Below are 14,854 nucleotides of genomic sequence, written 5' to 3' on the forward strand. Positions count from 1 at the left end.
AGTTGAGTGAGTTCGTGGGCGACTCAAGAAAACCTGAGTCGCGATGACTCAAGTGTAACCGCGACACCGGATGCTGTCAAGAAAGTTGATAGAGGTCGACTCAGGTTTGAGTGGATGCGCTGTCCGGCCCCCTCAGCGCTCGCGCACGCGATCGAGCAGCCGGTTGAGCGTCGCGGGCGTCCGCTCCAGCGGCACCGCATCGATGACATCCGCCGCGAAGCGGGACTTGCGGCCGGCGGCGGTGCCCGCGAACCGGTGCAGCTGCTCTTCGATGCTGCGCACGCGCTGCGCCGGCTGCCGCTGGAACCGGCGGAACCGTGCCCGCTCCCGGGCATCGAGGGCCTCGAGAACCAGCTCGGCTCCGGCGGCGCGGATGACCTCGTCTTCCAGGTCGCGCTCGCAGCCGAAGAACCCGAGGGGCTCGAGCGAGTCCATGTCGGCGGCGCCCCGTGCACCCCGGCCTGCATCATCGAGCATCCCCAGGTCGGCGAGGACCCGCTGCACGTATCGCTGCTCAGCCGCATCGTACAGACCGAGGACCCGAGCCGACGCGCCCCGCAGTGCAGTCAACGCCTTGCGCAGGTTCGTGATGCCGTCGAGCTCCCGCAGTTCCACTCCGTCGAGCGGGCCGGTCCCTGCCTGCGACTCCGCGCGGCGACGCGCGAGTGCCTCGATCGCGAGCCGGTCGCTCCGGCCCTCGACCAGCACGACGATGAGTGCCGCAGACCCCGCATCAGCACCCGGCATGGCGAGACGTCCGTCGATTCAGCTCAGCGCGTCGATGGCAGCGGCATCCAGCGTCAGCACGACCTCCTGATAGGACGCGATCATGCTGAGCACCTCCTCACGATGTCCCTCTCGCCAGAGCGCGCTGCCGTAGAACCGGTCCTCCTGCTCGTCGCGATGCGCGAGCGAGTCGAAGGCGCGCATCAGCACGTAGGAGACGTCGTCGTGCTCGCTGGGCGCGTAGCGCACCACGCGGATGCCCGAGTCGACGAGCTGCGGCATGACCTTGGTGTGGAAGAGGTCGTGGAAGCGCTCGCGCGTGCCGGGTTCGAGCACGTAGGAGCGGATCTCGAGAACGGGCACGGTGACTCCGATCGTGAGGGCTGGCAGGCGCTGGCCATCCTCGCACGCGCGGGGCGGCGGCGCGAGGGTGCCGCGATACCCTGGTCACCTCCCCACTCCCGAGAGATCCCAGGGCATGAGCGCGACCGCATCCTCCTCCATCCGCCCCGAAGACGCCAAGCTCGGCTGGCGCGCGAACATCGCCTACGGCTTCCAGCACGTGCTCACCATGTACGGCGGCATCATCGCACCGCCGCTGGTGATGGGGCAGGCGGCGGGGATGTCGCAGGCCGATCTCGGGATGCTGGTGGCCTGCTCCCTGTTCATGGGCGGCCTGGCCACGCTGCTGCAGACTCTCGGCATCCCGTTCTTCGGCTCCCGGCTCCCGCTCGTGCAGGGCGTCTCGTTCTCGGGCATCGCGACCATGCTCGCGATCCAGGGCGATGGCGGCATCCAGGCGGTGATGGGCGCCGTCATCGTGTCGTCACTCATCGGCATCCTGCTCGTCCCGCTGTTCGCGATGGTGCTGCGCTTCTTCCCTCCGGTCGTCACGGGCACCGTGATCACCTCGATCGGTCTGTCGCTGATGCCGGTGGCCGCCGGGTGGGCGATGGGACCGGATGCGAAGGATCCGGCGTTCGGGTCTCCGGGAAACGTGGGACTGGCCGCCGCGACGGTGGTGATCATCATCGTGCTGACCAAGCTCGGCACGCCCTCGATCGCGCGCCTGAGCGTGCTGCTGTCGCTGGGCATCGGCACGATCCTCGCTGTGTTCCTGGGTGCCGCGGACTTCTCCGGCGTGGCGGACGGTCCCGTCTTCGCGCTGCCGACGCCGTTCGCGTTCGGCCTGCCGACCTTCGACGTGGCGTCGATTCTGTCGATGATGATCGTGATCCTGGTGACGTTCACCGAGACCACCGCCGACATCCTGGCCGTCAGTGAGGTGGTCGGCACGAAGACGGATGCCAAGCGCATCACCGACGGCCTTCGGGCCGACATGGTCGCCAGCGCCGTGTCCCCGGTGTTCAACTCGTTCACGCAGAGCGCGTTCGCGCAGAACGTGGGACTCGTCGCGATCACCGGAGTGAAGAGCCGCTTCGTGGTGGCGACCGGCGGCGTGATCCTGATCGGGCTGGGCGTGCTGCCGGTGCTGGGGCGAGTCATCGCCGCCGTCCCGACGCCCGTGCTCGGCGGGGTGGGCATCTTCCTGTTCGGGTCGGTCGCGGCCAGCGGCATCGCGACCCTGGCGAAGGTGGACTACCGCAACAACCTCAACCTGATGATCGTGGCGGGCTCACTGGGCGTCGGCCTGCTCCCGCTCATGCACCCGGGCTTCTACGCCGGCTTCCCCGACTGGTTCTCGGTGATCTTCAACTCCGCGATCAGCTCGACCACCCTCACCGCGGTGGTGCTGAACATCGTCTTCAACCACTGGGTGCGACGGTCGAAGAACGACGGCCGCAGCGAGTTCGCGGCGGCCGCCGAGCATCCGAAGGCCGAGAAGTCCGAGGACTGATCACTTCCCGCCGGGAGGACCGATCAGCAGCAGGATGCTGAAGATCGCGGCGACCGCGACGAGGATCAGCAGCGCGAGCACCCACGGGCGGTGCAGGAACCAGCGCATCGTCCGGTCGTACCAGGTGCGGTCGCGCGGGTCGTCGGTCTCGGTGAGTCGCCAGTCGCCCTCGAGGCGCCGGCTGCGGTGCAGCCAGATCTCGGCGGGGATGGTCGCGTAGGGGACGATCGCGCTGGCGATCGCGGTGATCGCGACGCCCACGTGCCAGCGCTGATGGAAGGCGAGAAGCACGGCCGTCGCACCGTAGGAGAGGAAGACGAAGCCGTGGATGCCGCCGGCGATCGTCACGAGCACCGGTGCCGCGCCGACCGCGCGGGCGATGAGCGCGCCGATCAGCAGGGTCCAGGTGATCGCCTCGGCGATCGCGAGCGCGCGGAACAGTCGGGCAGGGCTGCGGAACATGGATCTCCTCGGGTCGATCTGCTTCCACGCTAGGCGACCGATGCCTTCCGTCCCCTGGAATTCCGGCCCTGAGGGGCCTCTGTGGCAGGAAGATCATCCGAAAGGTGGAGACCGCGGCGCGCCCCGGGGGTCAGAGGTGCTCGTCCGGGCGCTCTTCGGCTCCGATCTCCGCGCGCATCACCCAGCGCCACTTGGCGATCCTCCGGTCGCGGACGAAGCCGAACTGCGTGTACAGCTCTTCAGGTCCGGTGTGCAGGTACGCCCCACGCTGCGGCTTGCGGTCCGTCAGCTGCTCCGGGTACGCCTCGACGACTCCCCCGCCCGCCTTGCGGATCTCCTCCAGCGCCGCAGCCACTGCCACCCGTGCCACACCCTGCTCGCGCCGCTTCGACGCGGTGAAGATGCAGCCGATGCGCCACGTGGGCGCGGGGGCGCCGGCGGCCTCGTACGTGCGCAGGTTCTGGATGTTCGGCAGCTCGGCAGGTGACCCGAACTGGCACCACCCCACGCAGTCGGCCCCGTCGTACACCAGGATCTGGTGCACGGTGCCGGCCTGGACGTGCGCCTGCTTCGCCGCCCGGTTGACCTCCGCGGTCTGCCCCGGCCTGCCGACGCCCTCCGGGTGGAAGCCCATGCACCAGCATCCGCCCCACACGCCGTTGCTGGCTTCGACCAGTGCGGCGAAGTCGGGCCAGGTCCGGGCATCCAGCAGTCGGGTGGTGAACCGATCCTCCATCGCACGGCCTCCGATCCGTGCGACCAGACTGACACGCCGGCGCGCGCTCGGCCAGGGTCTGTGGTGCTGACGTTCCCATCACGAACGGGTAACAGATCAGCATCCGCCCGTCGCCTCGCGGACGACGTCACCCCTAGACTCGACCACGCACCCGGGAAGCGCCCGGAGGATGCAAGCGGAAGGAGCCCACGATGAACACCGTCATTGTCGCGCCCACCGCCGTCGACATCCTCATCCTCGAGGCCGCCCGCTCCTGATCCGCGAGTGGCCTCCCGTCCGGAGCCACTCCCGTGAACACTCAGATCCCCGCGTCCTTCGACGCCTCCCCCTTCGACGTGACCCTCGCCTTCGCCGACACCGTGCTGCAGGAGAACCAGCGCTGGTCGACCTGGCCGGCGACCATGCCCACCGAGCGCGGACCGCTGCCCCGCCCCGATTGGGTGGTGACCAGCGCCGCCGCGGTCGACACCGAACTCGGCATCCTCAAGACCGGCAAGGAGGCAGACGTCTTCCTGATCGAACGCGCCGTCCCCGACGACCCCGACCAGCGCACGTTGCTCGCGGCCAAGCGCTACCGCGACAGCGATCATCGCAGCTTCCAGCGCTCCTCGGTGTACACCGAGGGGCGGCGCACTCAGAACACCCGCGACGCCCGCGCCCTGGCGAAGAAGTCCGCGCACGGCCGCGAGGTCGCTGCCGCGCAGTGGTCGTTCGCGGAGTTCGCCGCGCTCAGCCGGATGCACGAGCTCGGCGCGCCGGTGCCGTATCCGGTGCAGGTGGACGGCACCGAGATCCTGATGGAGTTCCTCGGCGACGGCCAGGCCGCGGCGCCCCGGCTCGCGCAGGTGCGATCGGATGCCGTGGATCTCGCCGACCTGTTCGATCAGATCGTCGACCTCATGCGCATCTTCGCCGCCGCGGGCTTCGCGCACGGCGACCTCTCCGCCTACAACCTGCTGGTGCACGAGGGCTGTGTGCGGGTGATCGACCTGCCGCAGATCGTCGACACGGTCGCGAACCCGCAGGGCCTGGACCTGCTGCACCGCGACTGCGTGAACATCTGCGACTGGTTCACCCGGCGCCGCCTCGAGCGCGACCCGGAGGAGCTCTTCGCCGAGTTGCTCGCGGCGTCGTTCGGGTGAGGCCGGCGCCCGCGGATGCCGACCACGGCATCCCGCACGGCGCGCCGTCACCGGCCGTTCACCGGTGGCGGCCAGACTTCGAAGCATGAGCGACGATCACTCCGCGGCGGGCACACCCATCAACACCGCCGCGATGACCGCATTCGGGCGCGAGCACGACGACGTGGCGCCCGCCTCCCGCAGGAAGGTCATCTCGTGGGCGATGTGGGACTGGGCCCTGCAGCCGTTCAACACCGTCATCCTCACCTTCGTCTGGATCGCCCTGTACCTGACCTCGCGGATGTTCCTGGACCCCGACGTGCGCGCCTCGGGACTGCTCGCAGACGGCAGCTACATGAACTGCAACAAGTCGGAGTACCTCGGCTCCGCGTACTGCAGCGGCCTGACCGACCTCTCGGAGTGGTGGGGCTGGGCGAACTTCGCGGCCGGCATCGTGATCCTGCTGCTCGCGCCCGTGCTGGGCCAGCAGGCCGACGCACGGGGCAACAAGAAGAAGTGGGTGATCGGAGCGACGATCGGCGTCGCGCTGCTGCAGTTCGCGCTCTTCTTCGTCGAGGCCGACCCGAAGTTCTTCTGGTTCGGCGCCTTCGCCGTGGCGATCGCTGCCGTGATCAGCGAGATCGGCAACGTCAGCTACTACGCGATGCTCTCCGAGGTCTCCACCCCCAAGAACGTCGGCCGCATCTCCGGCCTGGGCTGGGGCCTGGGCTACATCGGCGGAGTGGTGGCGCTGATCGTCTGCATCCCCGTGCTCTTCCTGATCGGGCAGGACAAGCCGCTCGCCTTCAAGCTGGTCGCGGTGATCTGCGCGGTGTGGACGATCGTGTTCTCGATCCCGCTGTTCCGCAACGTGCCCGAGTCCCCGGCATACGCGAGCTCCGAGAAGGTCGGCTTCTTCCGCTCCTACGTCGTGCTGGCGAAGAACATCGGAAAGCTGTTCCGGGACAACCGTCCGACCTTCTGGTTCATGCTCTCGGCCGCCGTCTACCGTGACGGCCTGGCCGGCGTCTTCGCCTTCGGCGCCGTGCTCGCGGCGCAGGGCTTCGGCTTCTCGTTCCTCGAGGTGATCGTGTTCGGCCTCGCCGCGAACCTCGTCGCCGGAGTCTCGACGCTGCTCGCCGGCCGCATCGACGACGCGATCGGCCCCCGCCGGCTGATCGTGATCGCGCTCTCCGGCCTGGTCGTCATGGCGTTCATCGTCTTCGCGCTCAAGGACTACGGGACCATCGTCTTCTGGATCTGCGGCCTTCTGCTGTGCGCCTTCGTCGGCCCCACCCAGGCCGCCAGCCGCAGCCTGCTCACCCGGCTCGCTCCACCGAGCCAGCAGGGCGAGATCTTCGGTCTGTACGCCACGACCGGTCGCGTCGCCTCGTTCCTGTCCCCGCTGGCCTGGTCGCTGTTCCTCGCCTGGTTCGGCGGGATCGTGTACGGCGTGCTGGGCATCGGGCTGATCCTGCTGATCGGCCTGGTGCTGCTGCTGTTCGTGCGCTTCCCGAAGGACGTCGGGGTCTGAGCCTCCGCGGCGTCTTCCGTCAGACCGGCAGCGCGCTCAGGGTCGACGCATCCGCTCCGGCCTGGAGCAGGAGGTCGCGCATGCCCCGGGCCGCGAGCGCGTAGGGACGGTCGCTGCCGTAGAGCAGCGAACGGGCGTTGGCCTGCTCATACAGGGCCGGCAGCGCGAACGCCAACTGCTCGATGCCCTCGTCATCCAGGTCCAGCGATCCGTCGCCGGCGGCCGTGCGCACCTGGATCTCGAGGTACCCGTACCACTGCTCGATCGCCGAGCGGACGGCATCGCGCACCGGCCCGGGCTTGGAGTCGTAGTCGGCGGAGATCGCGGCGAAGAAGCAGCCTCCGGCGAAGACGCGGCTGCGGGAGTACTCGATCACGTTGCTCATCAGCGCCACCAGACGCGGAAGTCCGCGTGGCCGACTGCGCGCGGGCTCGACGACCACCGAGATGAACACGGCACGGCCGGCGTCGACGGTGGCGAGCTGCAGCCCCTCCTTGTTCTGGAAGAGCCCGGCGATGCTGCTCTTGCTGCGTCCGGATGCCTCGGCGAGGCGCCCGATGCTCAGCCCGTCCAGCCCCTCCACCGAGGCGAGGTCGGTCGCATGCGCGAGCACTGTGTGGCGAGAGGCGTCGCCGCGCAGGCGCCGCCCATCTGCGACCTGCTGCTCGGCGACCGGATCGGACATGCCCCTAGTCTACGAACGATCGTTCGGATACTCTATGTACGATCGTTCGTATAGTCAGGAGTTCGGCATGACTTCGTTGAGAGACACCCTCGTGAGCGGCATCCGCCGGATCGACGCCGTGTCGCCCGCCGCCACCGGCCGCGTCGCGAACGCCGCGTTCTTCGCCACGACCCGCCAGATGAAGGTACGCGAAAGCGACCGCGTCACCCACGACGCGGCACGACGCGAGACCATCCGGGTCAGCGGAGCGGATGTCGCGACCTACCACTGGGGATCGGGCGCGCGCGCCGCTCTGCTCATGCACGGCTGGGACGGGCGCGCCTCCCAGTTCGCGACGCTGGTGCGCGACCTGGTCGCCGAGGGGTGGCGCGTCGTGTCCTTCGACGCGCCCGCGCACGGCGACTCCTCGGGGAAGCGCACCGACGCCAGGGACTGGGTCGCCGCGGCCCAGCAGCTCGCCGCATCCGAGGGCCCTTTCGAACTCGTCATCGGCCACTCCTTCGGCGGATTCGCGTCTCTCGCGGCGGTCCGAGAGGGCGTACAGGCACGCCGGGTGATCACCATCTCGGCGGCGGGATCCGTCCAGGCGTTCCACGACGAGTTCGAACGGATGCTGCGGCTGTCACCCCGCGCGAGCGCGGCGTTCGAGCGCGCCTTCCATCGCCGGCTCGGCATCTCACGCGAGGAGGGCGTCGCCCGCTTCGACTCCGTGGCGCACCCCCTGCCACCGGAGGTGGAGCTGCTCATCGTGCACGACGAGGACGACCCCCGAGTCACGATCGAGAACGCGCACGCCCTGCATCGGGCGCACGGCGAACGGGCTCGCCTTCTGGTGACTCAGGGACTCGGCCACAACCGCATCCTCGGGGCCGATCATGTGCTCGACGCGGTGATCGCGTTCGCCGCGGACGGACCTCACGGCATCGATCGAGCGGATGCGAGCGAGCAGCGCGGGGTGCGCGGCGCCTGAGTCAGGACCCCCAGTTGTCGGCGAGCTTCGTCAGCAGCCGGGCGAGTTCAGCACTCTCCTCCTCGGTGAAGGCGGCGAGCGCACGGCCGAGCGCTTCGCGCCGTTCGCCACGCATGCCCCGGAACATGCGCGTGCCCTCGTCGGTCAGAGCGATGCGGGTGCGCCGGGCATCCTCCGGGTCGGCCTCGCGTCGGACCCAGCCGCGATCGACGCCCTGCTGCACCAGTCGTGACGCGCGCGGCTGATCGACGCCGATCGCGTCGGCGAGGCCGCTCACGCTGAGCGGCTCGGATGCCTGCGCCAGCGCGTCCAGCATCCTCAGCACAGCCGGGGCGCCACCGTGACGCATCCCGGCATCTGCCACCCACGGACCGCGTCCATGAGGACGAATGCCGTGCGGACCGTGCTCGCGCCCTCCGCGGTCGTGCGGATGCTGGTGCGGACCGCGCCGGCCGCGGAGGCGCGCCAGCGCGGCGGCGATGGCGTCGGCGGGATCCGGTTGCGCGTCGTTCATGCATCCGATTTTACATGCGACTTGACATGCATCGACATTGCATGTCACACTGCATGTACATGCAACATGACATACAAAGGATTCCCATGAACACCACTGATGACAACACCCGCCCTTTCGGCTACTGGATCACAGCGGTCGACCGCCTGATGCGCGCCGAGTTCGCCACCGTCTTCGAGGACGAGGGCATCACCCGCCGCGACTGGCGGATGCTGAACCGCATCGACGGCACGGTCCCCGACGGCCGCCCCGTCCATCCGCGCAAGCTGCACCGGCTCATCGAGCTCGGCTGGGTCGAGCGCACCCGCGAGGGCTTCGGCCTCACCGACGCCGGCACTCTGGCCAAGCAGCGCCTGGGCACCGCCGTCGACGAGCTGCGCGCCCGCGTCGCCGGAGCCGTCTCCGCCGAGGAGTACGCGACCATGACGGCCGCCGTCGAGAAGATCGCCCGGGAGTTCGGCTGGGAAGAGGGCAAGCGCCTCCCCCGCAGCGGCCGACGCGAACACGGCCCCGCCTCCCGGTTCGGACACCGCCACGGCGTCCCCGGTCATCGCGGCTCCGATCGCGGCCACGGCTTCGGCCACGGGCGCCATTCCGGAGAGCACGGCTTCGGCCACGGCCACGGCTTCGGCGAGCACGAGTCCGAGAACCGCCACGGTTTCGAGCGTCGCGCCGACGCCGACGCCCACGGCCACGGCCACCGCCACCACGAGATGGGCCGGGGCTTCGCTCGCGGCCACCACCGTCACGGCATCCCCGCGACACACATCCACATCCACACGCACGGCTGAGCCGTGCTGCCACCCGCGTCGAGCCACCACCGAATCGCCGAGCCACCACGCACATGGCAGCGTCTTCCGTGGTGGCTCGACGTCTGCGTGGTGGCTCGGCGTCGGTTCGCAGCACGGAATAGTCACGCGCACAGGCAGGTTGCCCTGTTCATGAGCAGTCCTGTCCTGAGCATCCTGCCCACGCCCATATCCTTGCCGTCGAACGACGCGCTGGAACGGGTGCTCGGCGAGGTCGCGATCAGCATCCGCTCGCAGCATCGCATCCTGTCCGACACCGACCAGGCCGTCGTCCTCGACGGCCTCTCCCTCGTGTACGTGCTGCGCGGCGGCATCGGGACGCCGACGGATGCCGGGCTGCCGGACGACCTTCGCGCCGGCGATGCCCTGCTCGTCGCCGACCGCTCGCTGACTCTGCGCATCCCGGCGGGTTCCGGGGTGCTCGTGTCGCGGCTCGCGTGGGCAGACAGCGCCGCGCATCTCGGTGCGCTGCTGCCCGACACCGCCTGGATCCGGCGCTTCGACGAACTCGAGCCCGCCGCGGCGGCACTCGCCCACCACATGGGTGGCGACGCGCCGTCCGTCTGCGAGCGCAGCGGCGACCTCGTCATCTGCCGGATGATGGCGACCACGCTTCTGCAGTCCGTGATCCGCGCGTGGTCGAGTGTCGGCTGCGCCCCGCAGGGCTGGCCGTCGCGGTCGAACGACCCGTTCCTGGATCGCGTGGTCAGCGCGATCGACTCCGACCCGGGCCGTGAGTGGACCGTCGAACAGATGGCATCCGTCAGCGCTCTGTCCCGCACGGTTTTCGCGGAGCGCTTCCGTCTCGCCTTCGGCATCTCCCCCGCGCAGTACGTCGCGGAGGTGCGGATGCGGGCGGCCCGCGCCCTGCTCATCGACGGCCGTGGCGTGAGCGAGGTCTCCCGCGAGCTCGGCTACGGCTCAGACGAGGGCTTCAGCCGTGCGTTCCGGCGGCACACCGGGATGACGCCGTCGGCGTTCCGCATGCGCGGCGCCCTGGCATCCGCCTGATCCGCCACCCTGCTCGCACCGTGTCCCAGAAACGGCGGGTGCTGCCGCGTCTGAGCCGCCCCTTCTGAGACCCGGCTCGCAGCGCGTCCCAGAAGGGGCACGTCCGGCCGACTCGCACCCGCCTCTTCTGGGACACGCCCCCGCCGTGCCCCTCTGGCGCGGCGCCCCGCCGTGCCCCCTCCGGCGCAGCGCCCCGCGGCTCAGCGCCCCCGACGGCCCGAGATGCCGAACAGCACCGCCCCCACGGTCAGCATCGCGGCGCCCACGGCGTACGCGAGCTCGATGCCGATGGCGTCCACCAGCATCCCGCCGACACCCGCGGCGAGCATGATCGCGGCCTGGAACCCGACCACCACGAGCCCGCCGCCCGCCTCCAGGCGGTCGGGCATCCGGTGCCCCACCCAGGTGTTCACGATCAGCAGCCACGAGGCGAAGAAGAAGCCCCAGACGAACGCGACGACCCCGACGGTCCAGAGCGACCCGGCGCCCAGGATGATCACGAGCACCGCCACCGCGATCACCAGCGGCGTGACCACCGCCAGCACGCGATAGGTGCGGTCGATTCCCGCGCCGATCACGAGGTTGCCGATGAACCCGCCGATCCCGAACACCGCCAGCAGCACGATGATCGTGCCCTCGTCGATCGCGACGCCGTCGGTCTGCACCCGCTCCAGCGCGAGCCGGATGTAGGTGTACGCCAGCGCGTGCCCGAAGATCACCAGCACGTGCCCCACGACCCCGAGGCCGATGCCCGGGCGGCGCAGCGTCTCGACGAGCACCGAGATCCGCGCGGCGTTCTCGGCCGGAACCGACGGCAGCAGGGTGCGCAGGCCGATCGCGAGCAGCGCGGTGGCGCCGGCCGCGATCCCGAACACGCCGCGCCAGTCGAGCAGCTCGCTGAGCATGACGCCCACGGGAACACCGGCGACCGTCGCCAGCGACGTGCCGGCCGAGGTGAACATCACCGCACGCCCGAGCCGCTCGGGTCCCGCGATGCGCGCGGCCACCGTGATCGACATGGTCCAGAAGCCCGAGAGCGCGGCACCCAGCAGCACCCGCGCGACGAGCATGAGTGCCAGGCTGGGCGCGATCGCGACGACGAGGTTGGAGATCGCGGCGAGCACCGCCATCCACACCAGCAGCGTGCGCCGGTCCAGCCGGGGCAGCGCCAGTCCGATCGTGGGCGCGACGATCAGCCCCGCGAGCGCGGTGACGGTGACCAGCTGCCCCGCCTGCCCGGGCGTCACGCCCAGCTCGGCGGCGATCTCGGTGAGCACACCATTGGGCAGGAACTCGGCGCTCACGAGCAGGAAGCTCATGGCCATCATCGTCAGCAGCGCGGCGTACGGCATGCGCCGCACCGTCTCGGTGACGGTCGGCAGGGGTGCGGTCGTGGTCATGTTTCCAGGGTTCCCGAAGAGCGGATGCCGCACCCGACCACGCGTCCGGAGCATCCGACCGTTCGTCCGGGAGCGCGCGGTGCGCTCCGTGCTCGGGCCACTCAGCGCAGGAGCGTCGAGATCATCACCACGGCGCCGACCAGCAGCGCCCCGAGGACGCCGTAGATCGCGATCGTCAGACCGCGGTAGCCGCCGGACGTCGCCCCCGAGGGCGGCGGCACCACGGCCGGGTCGGGGTCCGGCGCGGTCAGCCGCGGATCGGGTGCGGGTGCCGATGGAGAGTCGAGAGAATCGGATGCTGCGCGTCGGGTGGCCCGGGTGACCGACGGCGCGCCCTCAGGAACCCGTGGTCCGGATCCGGCCGGGTAGTCCCGATCGGAACGCCACGCTGGCCGCGCCACCGGCGGGTCGTCCGGCGGAGGCGGCGGGATCACCGGCTCGGTCAGGAACGACTCCGGCAGCACCGGGTCCGGGATCAGCGGCTCACGTTGATCCAGCTCCGGGACATCGGCATCCGGGATCTCGAGGTCGGGGACGACCGTCTCGGCCTCCGGGATCTCCAGATCGGGGACCGCGGCGTCCGCCGCTCCGGCACCCACCACCCCGGCATCCGCACCCTGGAGCTCCGGCGCAACCGGATCCGGCGCAGCCGCGCCCGACACATCAGCATCCTGTGCGACAGCATCCGGAACCGCCGTGCCCGTCGCATCAGCCCCCGGCTCCGTCGCCCCGCCGGCACCGGAACCTTCCCCCGACGGCGGCGCGGCGCCCTCGGCTCCGCCCGCCTTCGCGGCGTCCGGCTCCTGCGCGCCCTCGTCGGGATCTGCCATGTCAGCCTCCGATCGCTCCCGCATCGGTCGTGCCCACGTCGGTGCGGTGGAAGTTCAGGAACGAGCGGGATGCCGTGGGTCCCCGCTGTCCCTGGTAGCGGTTGCCGTACGGCCCGGAGCCGTACGCGTTCTCGGCCGGCGAGGTGAGCCGGAAGAAGCAGAACTGGCCGATCTTCATGCCGGGCCACAGCTTGATCGGCAGGGTCGCGACGTTCGCGAGCTCCAGGGTCACGTGCCCGGTGAAGCCGGGGTCGACGAAACCGGCCGTCGAATGCGTGATCAGGCCCAGGCGCCCGAGCGACGACTTGCCCTCCAGTCGCGCGGCGACGTCGTCGGGCAGCGACACCTGTTCGAAGGTCGCACCCAGGGCGAACTCCCCCGGGTGCAGGATGAACGGCTCGTCCGGGGCGACCTCGATCAGCCGGGTCAGCTCCGGCTGCTCCACCGAGGGATCGATGAACGGGTACTTGTGGTTGTCGAACAGCCGGAAGTAGCGGTCCAGCCGAACGTCCACGCTCGAGGGCTGCACCATCTCCTCCTCGTAGGGGGACAGCCCGATGCGGCCCGATGCGAGTTCTGCCTTGATGTCGCGGTCGCTGAGAAGCACGTCTTCAGCGTAACGGTGCTGTTGCCGGACCGCAGAGCTGTGTCCGAACGCTGGCATCCGTGTTACCCAGCCGTGGATCAGGCGTTGCGCGGGTCTCCGTAGCTTGATTCCTACGAGCTTCCCCCCCACCGCTCGGCCAACCACCTCAACGAGAAGGAACCCGATGAACGACAGCATCACCGCTCAGACCGAGACCCCGACCCGCTCGCGCAAGCGCCTGATCGTGCCGCTCGCCGGCCTGCTCATCGCCGCCGCGATCACCGTCGGATCCGGCGCCGACTTCGTCGCCAATTCCGTCAACGCGGCCAACGCCTTCAGCACCGGCACCCTGACGCAGAGCAACTCCAAGTCGGGCAGCGCCATCTTCAACGCCGCCAACCTCAAGCCGGGCGACACGCTCAACGGCACCGTGACCATCACCAACTCGGGCAGCCTGCCGGCCGACTTCACCCTCACCGAGAACGCCACCAACGGCTTCGTCACCAAGGCCGACCTGGGCCTCGTGATCACCCGCGCCGGCTCCGGAACCCCCGTGTGGTCCGGCACCTTCGGCGACCTGACCGCCGCCGGCCCGCTGAAGCTCGGCACCTTCGCTCCCGGCGAGGCCCGCGACTACACCTTCAGCACCACGCTCGTGCAGTCCGCGAGCAACGCCGAGCAGGGCAAGACCGCCTCGGCGACCTACACCTGGAACTCGACGCAGACCGCTGCGAGCACGACCAACCAGTGACCAGTGATCGGGGCGCAACCCCCCCCCGCGCCCCGATCACTCTGAAACCGGTCACCCGAAGACCGGAAGAGAGGACGAGCATGAGCGCCACGCAGAGGACACGACGATTCGCGAACTCGCTGATCACGATCGTCGCGATCATCGCGATGGGGATCGTGGCACTCATGCTCGTCCCCGGCCTGCTCGGCCTGGACCGCTACGTCATCACGGGCGGATCCATGTCTGGCACCTTCGAGCGCGGCACCCTGGTCTTCGAACGACAGGTGCCCGTCTCGGACCTGAAGGTCGGCGACGTGATCACGTACCTGCCGCCGTCCGACTCCGGCGTCACCGAGCTGGTGACCCACCGCATCCAGTCGATCACCGAGGACGCCTCGGCCGCGAACGGCCGGGTCTTCCACACCAAGGGCGATGCGAATGCCAGCGCCGACCCGTGGACCTTCACCCTCGCATCCCACACGCAGCCCCGCGTCGTGGGATGGGTGCCCGCCATCGGCTGGGCCTTCATCGCCCTGTCGATGCCGATCGTGCGGATGCTGGTCATCGGCGTTCCCGCGGCACTCATCGCCCTGCTGTTCCTGCGTGACCTCATGAGGGGGCTGCGAGGGAGCCGCCCGCGTCAGAGCGTCACCGCCTCGGAGCCCGTCACCACCACGGCATCCACCACCGTGGTCCTCGAGACCACCGCCACCTCGTGACAGCCCGCTGCTGACGCAGCCGCCCGTCCCGAACACGGCAGCCCAGCACCGAACACGGCAGCACAGTCCCGACGCGATCGCGCCGGGACTGTGTCCGCGTTGAGGCACGCCTGTAGCCGGGCTGTAACCGGCTGCCTCGTAGCGTCGTGAGTAAGACATGGAA

The 14,854-nt window shown here is 69.9% G+C and carries 17 protein-coding genes; 8 read left to right on the forward strand and 9 right to left on the reverse strand.

Annotated features, from left to right (window positions below; all coding sequences use genetic code 11):
• Positions 1 to 132 precede the first annotated feature (132 nt).
• Both MIAR_RS16905 and MIAR_RS16910 read right to left on the reverse strand, forming a co-directional pair.
• Positions 133 to 747, reverse strand: coding sequence for an ATP-dependent endonuclease (locus MIAR_RS16905; protein WP_285638278.1), 615 nt, complete (start codon positions 745 to 747; stop codon positions 133 to 135).
• 18 nt (positions 748 to 765) lie between these two features.
• On the reverse strand, positions 766 to 1,089 hold the full coding sequence (locus MIAR_RS16910) for an NIPSNAP family protein (RefSeq protein WP_285638280.1): 324 nt from the start codon (positions 1,087 to 1,089) through the stop codon (positions 766 to 768).
• A gap of 115 nt (positions 1,090 to 1,204) precedes the next feature.
• On the opposite strand from MIAR_RS16910, the gene MIAR_RS16915 reads away from it, so the two are divergent.
• Positions 1,205 to 2,584, forward strand: coding sequence for a nucleobase:cation symporter-2 family protein (locus MIAR_RS16915; protein ID WP_285638282.1), 1,380 nt, complete (start codon positions 1,205 to 1,207; stop codon positions 2,582 to 2,584).
• Here MIAR_RS16915 and MIAR_RS16920 read toward each other — a convergent pair whose 3' ends face one another.
• A complete protein-coding gene (locus MIAR_RS16920) occupies positions 2,585 to 3,046 on the reverse strand; it encodes a DUF3817 domain-containing protein (RefSeq protein WP_285638283.1) in 462 nt (153 codons plus the stop codon).
• 130 nt (positions 3,047 to 3,176) lie between these two features.
• A complete protein-coding gene (locus MIAR_RS16925; RefSeq protein WP_285638285.1) occupies positions 3,177 to 3,782 on the reverse strand; it encodes a GNAT family N-acetyltransferase in 606 nt (201 codons plus the stop codon).
• 290 nt (positions 3,783 to 4,072) lie between these two features.
• On the opposite strand from MIAR_RS16925, the gene MIAR_RS16930 reads away from it, so the two are divergent.
• Positions 4,073 to 4,924, forward strand: coding sequence for a serine protein kinase RIO (locus MIAR_RS16930; RefSeq protein WP_285638287.1), 852 nt, complete (start codon positions 4,073 to 4,075; stop codon positions 4,922 to 4,924).
• An 85-nt stretch (positions 4,925 to 5,009) separates the two neighbouring features.
• Complete coding sequence (locus tag MIAR_RS16935) at positions 5,010 to 6,437, forward strand: MFS transporter (RefSeq protein ID WP_285638289.1); 1,428 nt, start codon at positions 5,010 to 5,012, stop codon at positions 6,435 to 6,437.
• Between the two features lie 19 nt (positions 6,438 to 6,456).
• Here the strand turns inward: MIAR_RS16935 and MIAR_RS16940 are convergent, their stop codons facing one another.
• Positions 6,457 to 7,122: a TetR/AcrR family transcriptional regulator gene (locus MIAR_RS16940; RefSeq protein WP_285638292.1), complete on the reverse strand. Its 666-nt coding sequence runs from the start codon at positions 7,120 to 7,122 to the stop codon at positions 6,457 to 6,459.
• A gap of 67 nt (positions 7,123 to 7,189) precedes the next feature.
• Between MIAR_RS16940 and MIAR_RS16945 the strand changes: the two genes are divergently transcribed.
• Positions 7,190 to 8,092 (forward strand): alpha/beta fold hydrolase, encoded by a 903-nt coding sequence (locus tag MIAR_RS16945; RefSeq protein WP_285638294.1) that lies wholly within the window; start codon positions 7,190 to 7,192, stop codon positions 8,090 to 8,092.
• 1 nt (position 8,093) lies between these two features.
• On the opposite strand, the gene MIAR_RS16950 is transcribed toward MIAR_RS16945, so the two are convergent.
• Positions 8,094 to 8,606, reverse strand: a complete 513-nt coding sequence (locus MIAR_RS16950; RefSeq protein WP_285638296.1) for a MarR family winged helix-turn-helix transcriptional regulator — start codon at positions 8,604 to 8,606, stop codon at positions 8,094 to 8,096.
• Between the two features lie 86 nt (positions 8,607 to 8,692).
• Here MIAR_RS16950 and MIAR_RS16955 point away from each other — a divergent pair, with 86 nt between their 5' ends.
• Complete coding sequence (locus MIAR_RS16955; RefSeq protein WP_285638298.1) at positions 8,693 to 9,397, forward strand: hypothetical protein; 705 nt, start codon at positions 8,693 to 8,695, stop codon at positions 9,395 to 9,397.
• A gap of 150 nt (positions 9,398 to 9,547) precedes the next feature.
• The gene (locus MIAR_RS16960; protein ID WP_285638300.1) at positions 9,548 to 10,426 is read left to right on the forward strand and encodes an AraC family transcriptional regulator; all 879 of its coding nucleotides are present in this window, start codon (positions 9,548 to 9,550) and stop codon (positions 10,424 to 10,426) included.
• A 200-nt stretch (positions 10,427 to 10,626) separates the two neighbouring features.
• Here the strand turns inward: MIAR_RS16960 and MIAR_RS16965 are convergent, their stop codons facing one another.
• From MIAR_RS16965 to dcd, 3 genes are all read right to left on the reverse strand, one after another.
• On the reverse strand, positions 10,627 to 11,826 hold the full coding sequence (locus MIAR_RS16965) for an MFS transporter (RefSeq protein ID WP_285638301.1): 1,200 nt from the start codon (positions 11,824 to 11,826) through the stop codon (positions 10,627 to 10,629).
• 101 nt (positions 11,827 to 11,927) lie between these two features.
• The gene (locus tag MIAR_RS16970) at positions 11,928 to 12,656 is read right to left on the reverse strand and encodes a hypothetical protein (RefSeq protein ID WP_285638303.1); all 729 of its coding nucleotides are present in this window, start codon (positions 12,654 to 12,656) and stop codon (positions 11,928 to 11,930) included.
• A gap of 1 nt (position 12,657) precedes the next feature.
• Positions 12,658 to 13,263, reverse strand: coding sequence for a dCTP deaminase (gene dcd / locus MIAR_RS16975; RefSeq protein ID WP_285638305.1), 606 nt, complete (start codon positions 13,261 to 13,263; stop codon positions 12,658 to 12,660).
• Between the two features lie 163 nt (positions 13,264 to 13,426).
• Between dcd and MIAR_RS16980 the strand changes: the two genes are divergently transcribed.
• Both MIAR_RS16980 and MIAR_RS16985 read left to right on the forward strand, forming a co-directional pair.
• Positions 13,427 to 13,993 (forward strand): TasA family protein, encoded by a 567-nt coding sequence (locus MIAR_RS16980; protein ID WP_285638307.1) that lies wholly within the window; start codon positions 13,427 to 13,429, stop codon positions 13,991 to 13,993.
• An 80-nt stretch (positions 13,994 to 14,073) separates the two neighbouring features.
• The gene (locus MIAR_RS16985; RefSeq protein WP_285638309.1) at positions 14,074 to 14,691 is read left to right on the forward strand and encodes a signal peptidase I; all 618 of its coding nucleotides are present in this window, start codon (positions 14,074 to 14,076) and stop codon (positions 14,689 to 14,691) included.
• The last annotated feature ends 163 nt before the right edge of the window (positions 14,692 to 14,854 follow it).

It is taken from the genome of Microbacterium arabinogalactanolyticum, from assembly GCF_030268005.1.
GTDB classification, from domain to species: Bacteria; Actinomycetota; Actinomycetes; order Actinomycetales; family Microbacteriaceae; genus Microbacterium; species Microbacterium arabinogalactanolyticum.

Excerpts from the sequence above, each read along its gene's own strand:
- MIAR_RS16905 (WP_285638278.1), bottom strand. The coding sequence starts at position 747 with ATGCCGGGTGCTGATGCGGGGTCTGCGGCACTCATCGTCGTGCTGGTC.
- MIAR_RS16915 (WP_285638282.1), top strand. The coding sequence starts at position 1,205 with ATGAGCGCGACCGCATCCTCCTCCATCCGCCCCGAAGACGCCAAGCTC.
- MIAR_RS16920 (WP_285638283.1), bottom strand. The coding sequence starts at position 3,046 with ATGTTCCGCAGCCCTGCCCGACTGTTCCGCGCGCTCGCGATCGCCGAG.
- MIAR_RS16925 (WP_285638285.1), bottom strand. The coding sequence starts at position 3,782 with ATGGAGGATCGGTTCACCACCCGACTGCTGGATGCCCGGACCTGGCCC.
- MIAR_RS16935 (WP_285638289.1), top strand. The coding sequence starts at position 5,010 with ATGAGCGACGATCACTCCGCGGCGGGCACACCCATCAACACCGCCGCG.
- MIAR_RS16940 (WP_285638292.1), bottom strand. The coding sequence starts at position 7,122 with ATGTCCGATCCGGTCGCCGAGCAGCAGGTCGCAGATGGGCGGCGCCTG.
- MIAR_RS16945 (WP_285638294.1), top strand. The coding sequence starts at position 7,190 with ATGACTTCGTTGAGAGACACCCTCGTGAGCGGCATCCGCCGGATCGAC.
- MIAR_RS16950 (WP_285638296.1), bottom strand. The coding sequence starts at position 8,606 with ATGAACGACGCGCAACCGGATCCCGCCGACGCCATCGCCGCCGCGCTG.
- MIAR_RS16955 (WP_285638298.1), top strand. The coding sequence starts at position 8,693 with ATGAACACCACTGATGACAACACCCGCCCTTTCGGCTACTGGATCACA.
- MIAR_RS16960 (WP_285638300.1), top strand. The coding sequence starts at position 9,548 with ATGAGCAGTCCTGTCCTGAGCATCCTGCCCACGCCCATATCCTTGCCG.
- MIAR_RS16965 (WP_285638301.1), bottom strand. The coding sequence starts at position 11,826 with ATGACCACGACCGCACCCCTGCCGACCGTCACCGAGACGGTGCGGCGC.
- MIAR_RS16970 (WP_285638303.1), bottom strand. The coding sequence starts at position 12,656 with ATGGCAGATCCCGACGAGGGCGCGCAGGAGCCGGACGCCGCGAAGGCG.
- MIAR_RS16980 (WP_285638307.1), top strand. The coding sequence starts at position 13,427 with ATGAACGACAGCATCACCGCTCAGACCGAGACCCCGACCCGCTCGCGC.
- MIAR_RS16985 (WP_285638309.1), top strand. The coding sequence starts at position 14,074 with ATGAGCGCCACGCAGAGGACACGACGATTCGCGAACTCGCTGATCACG.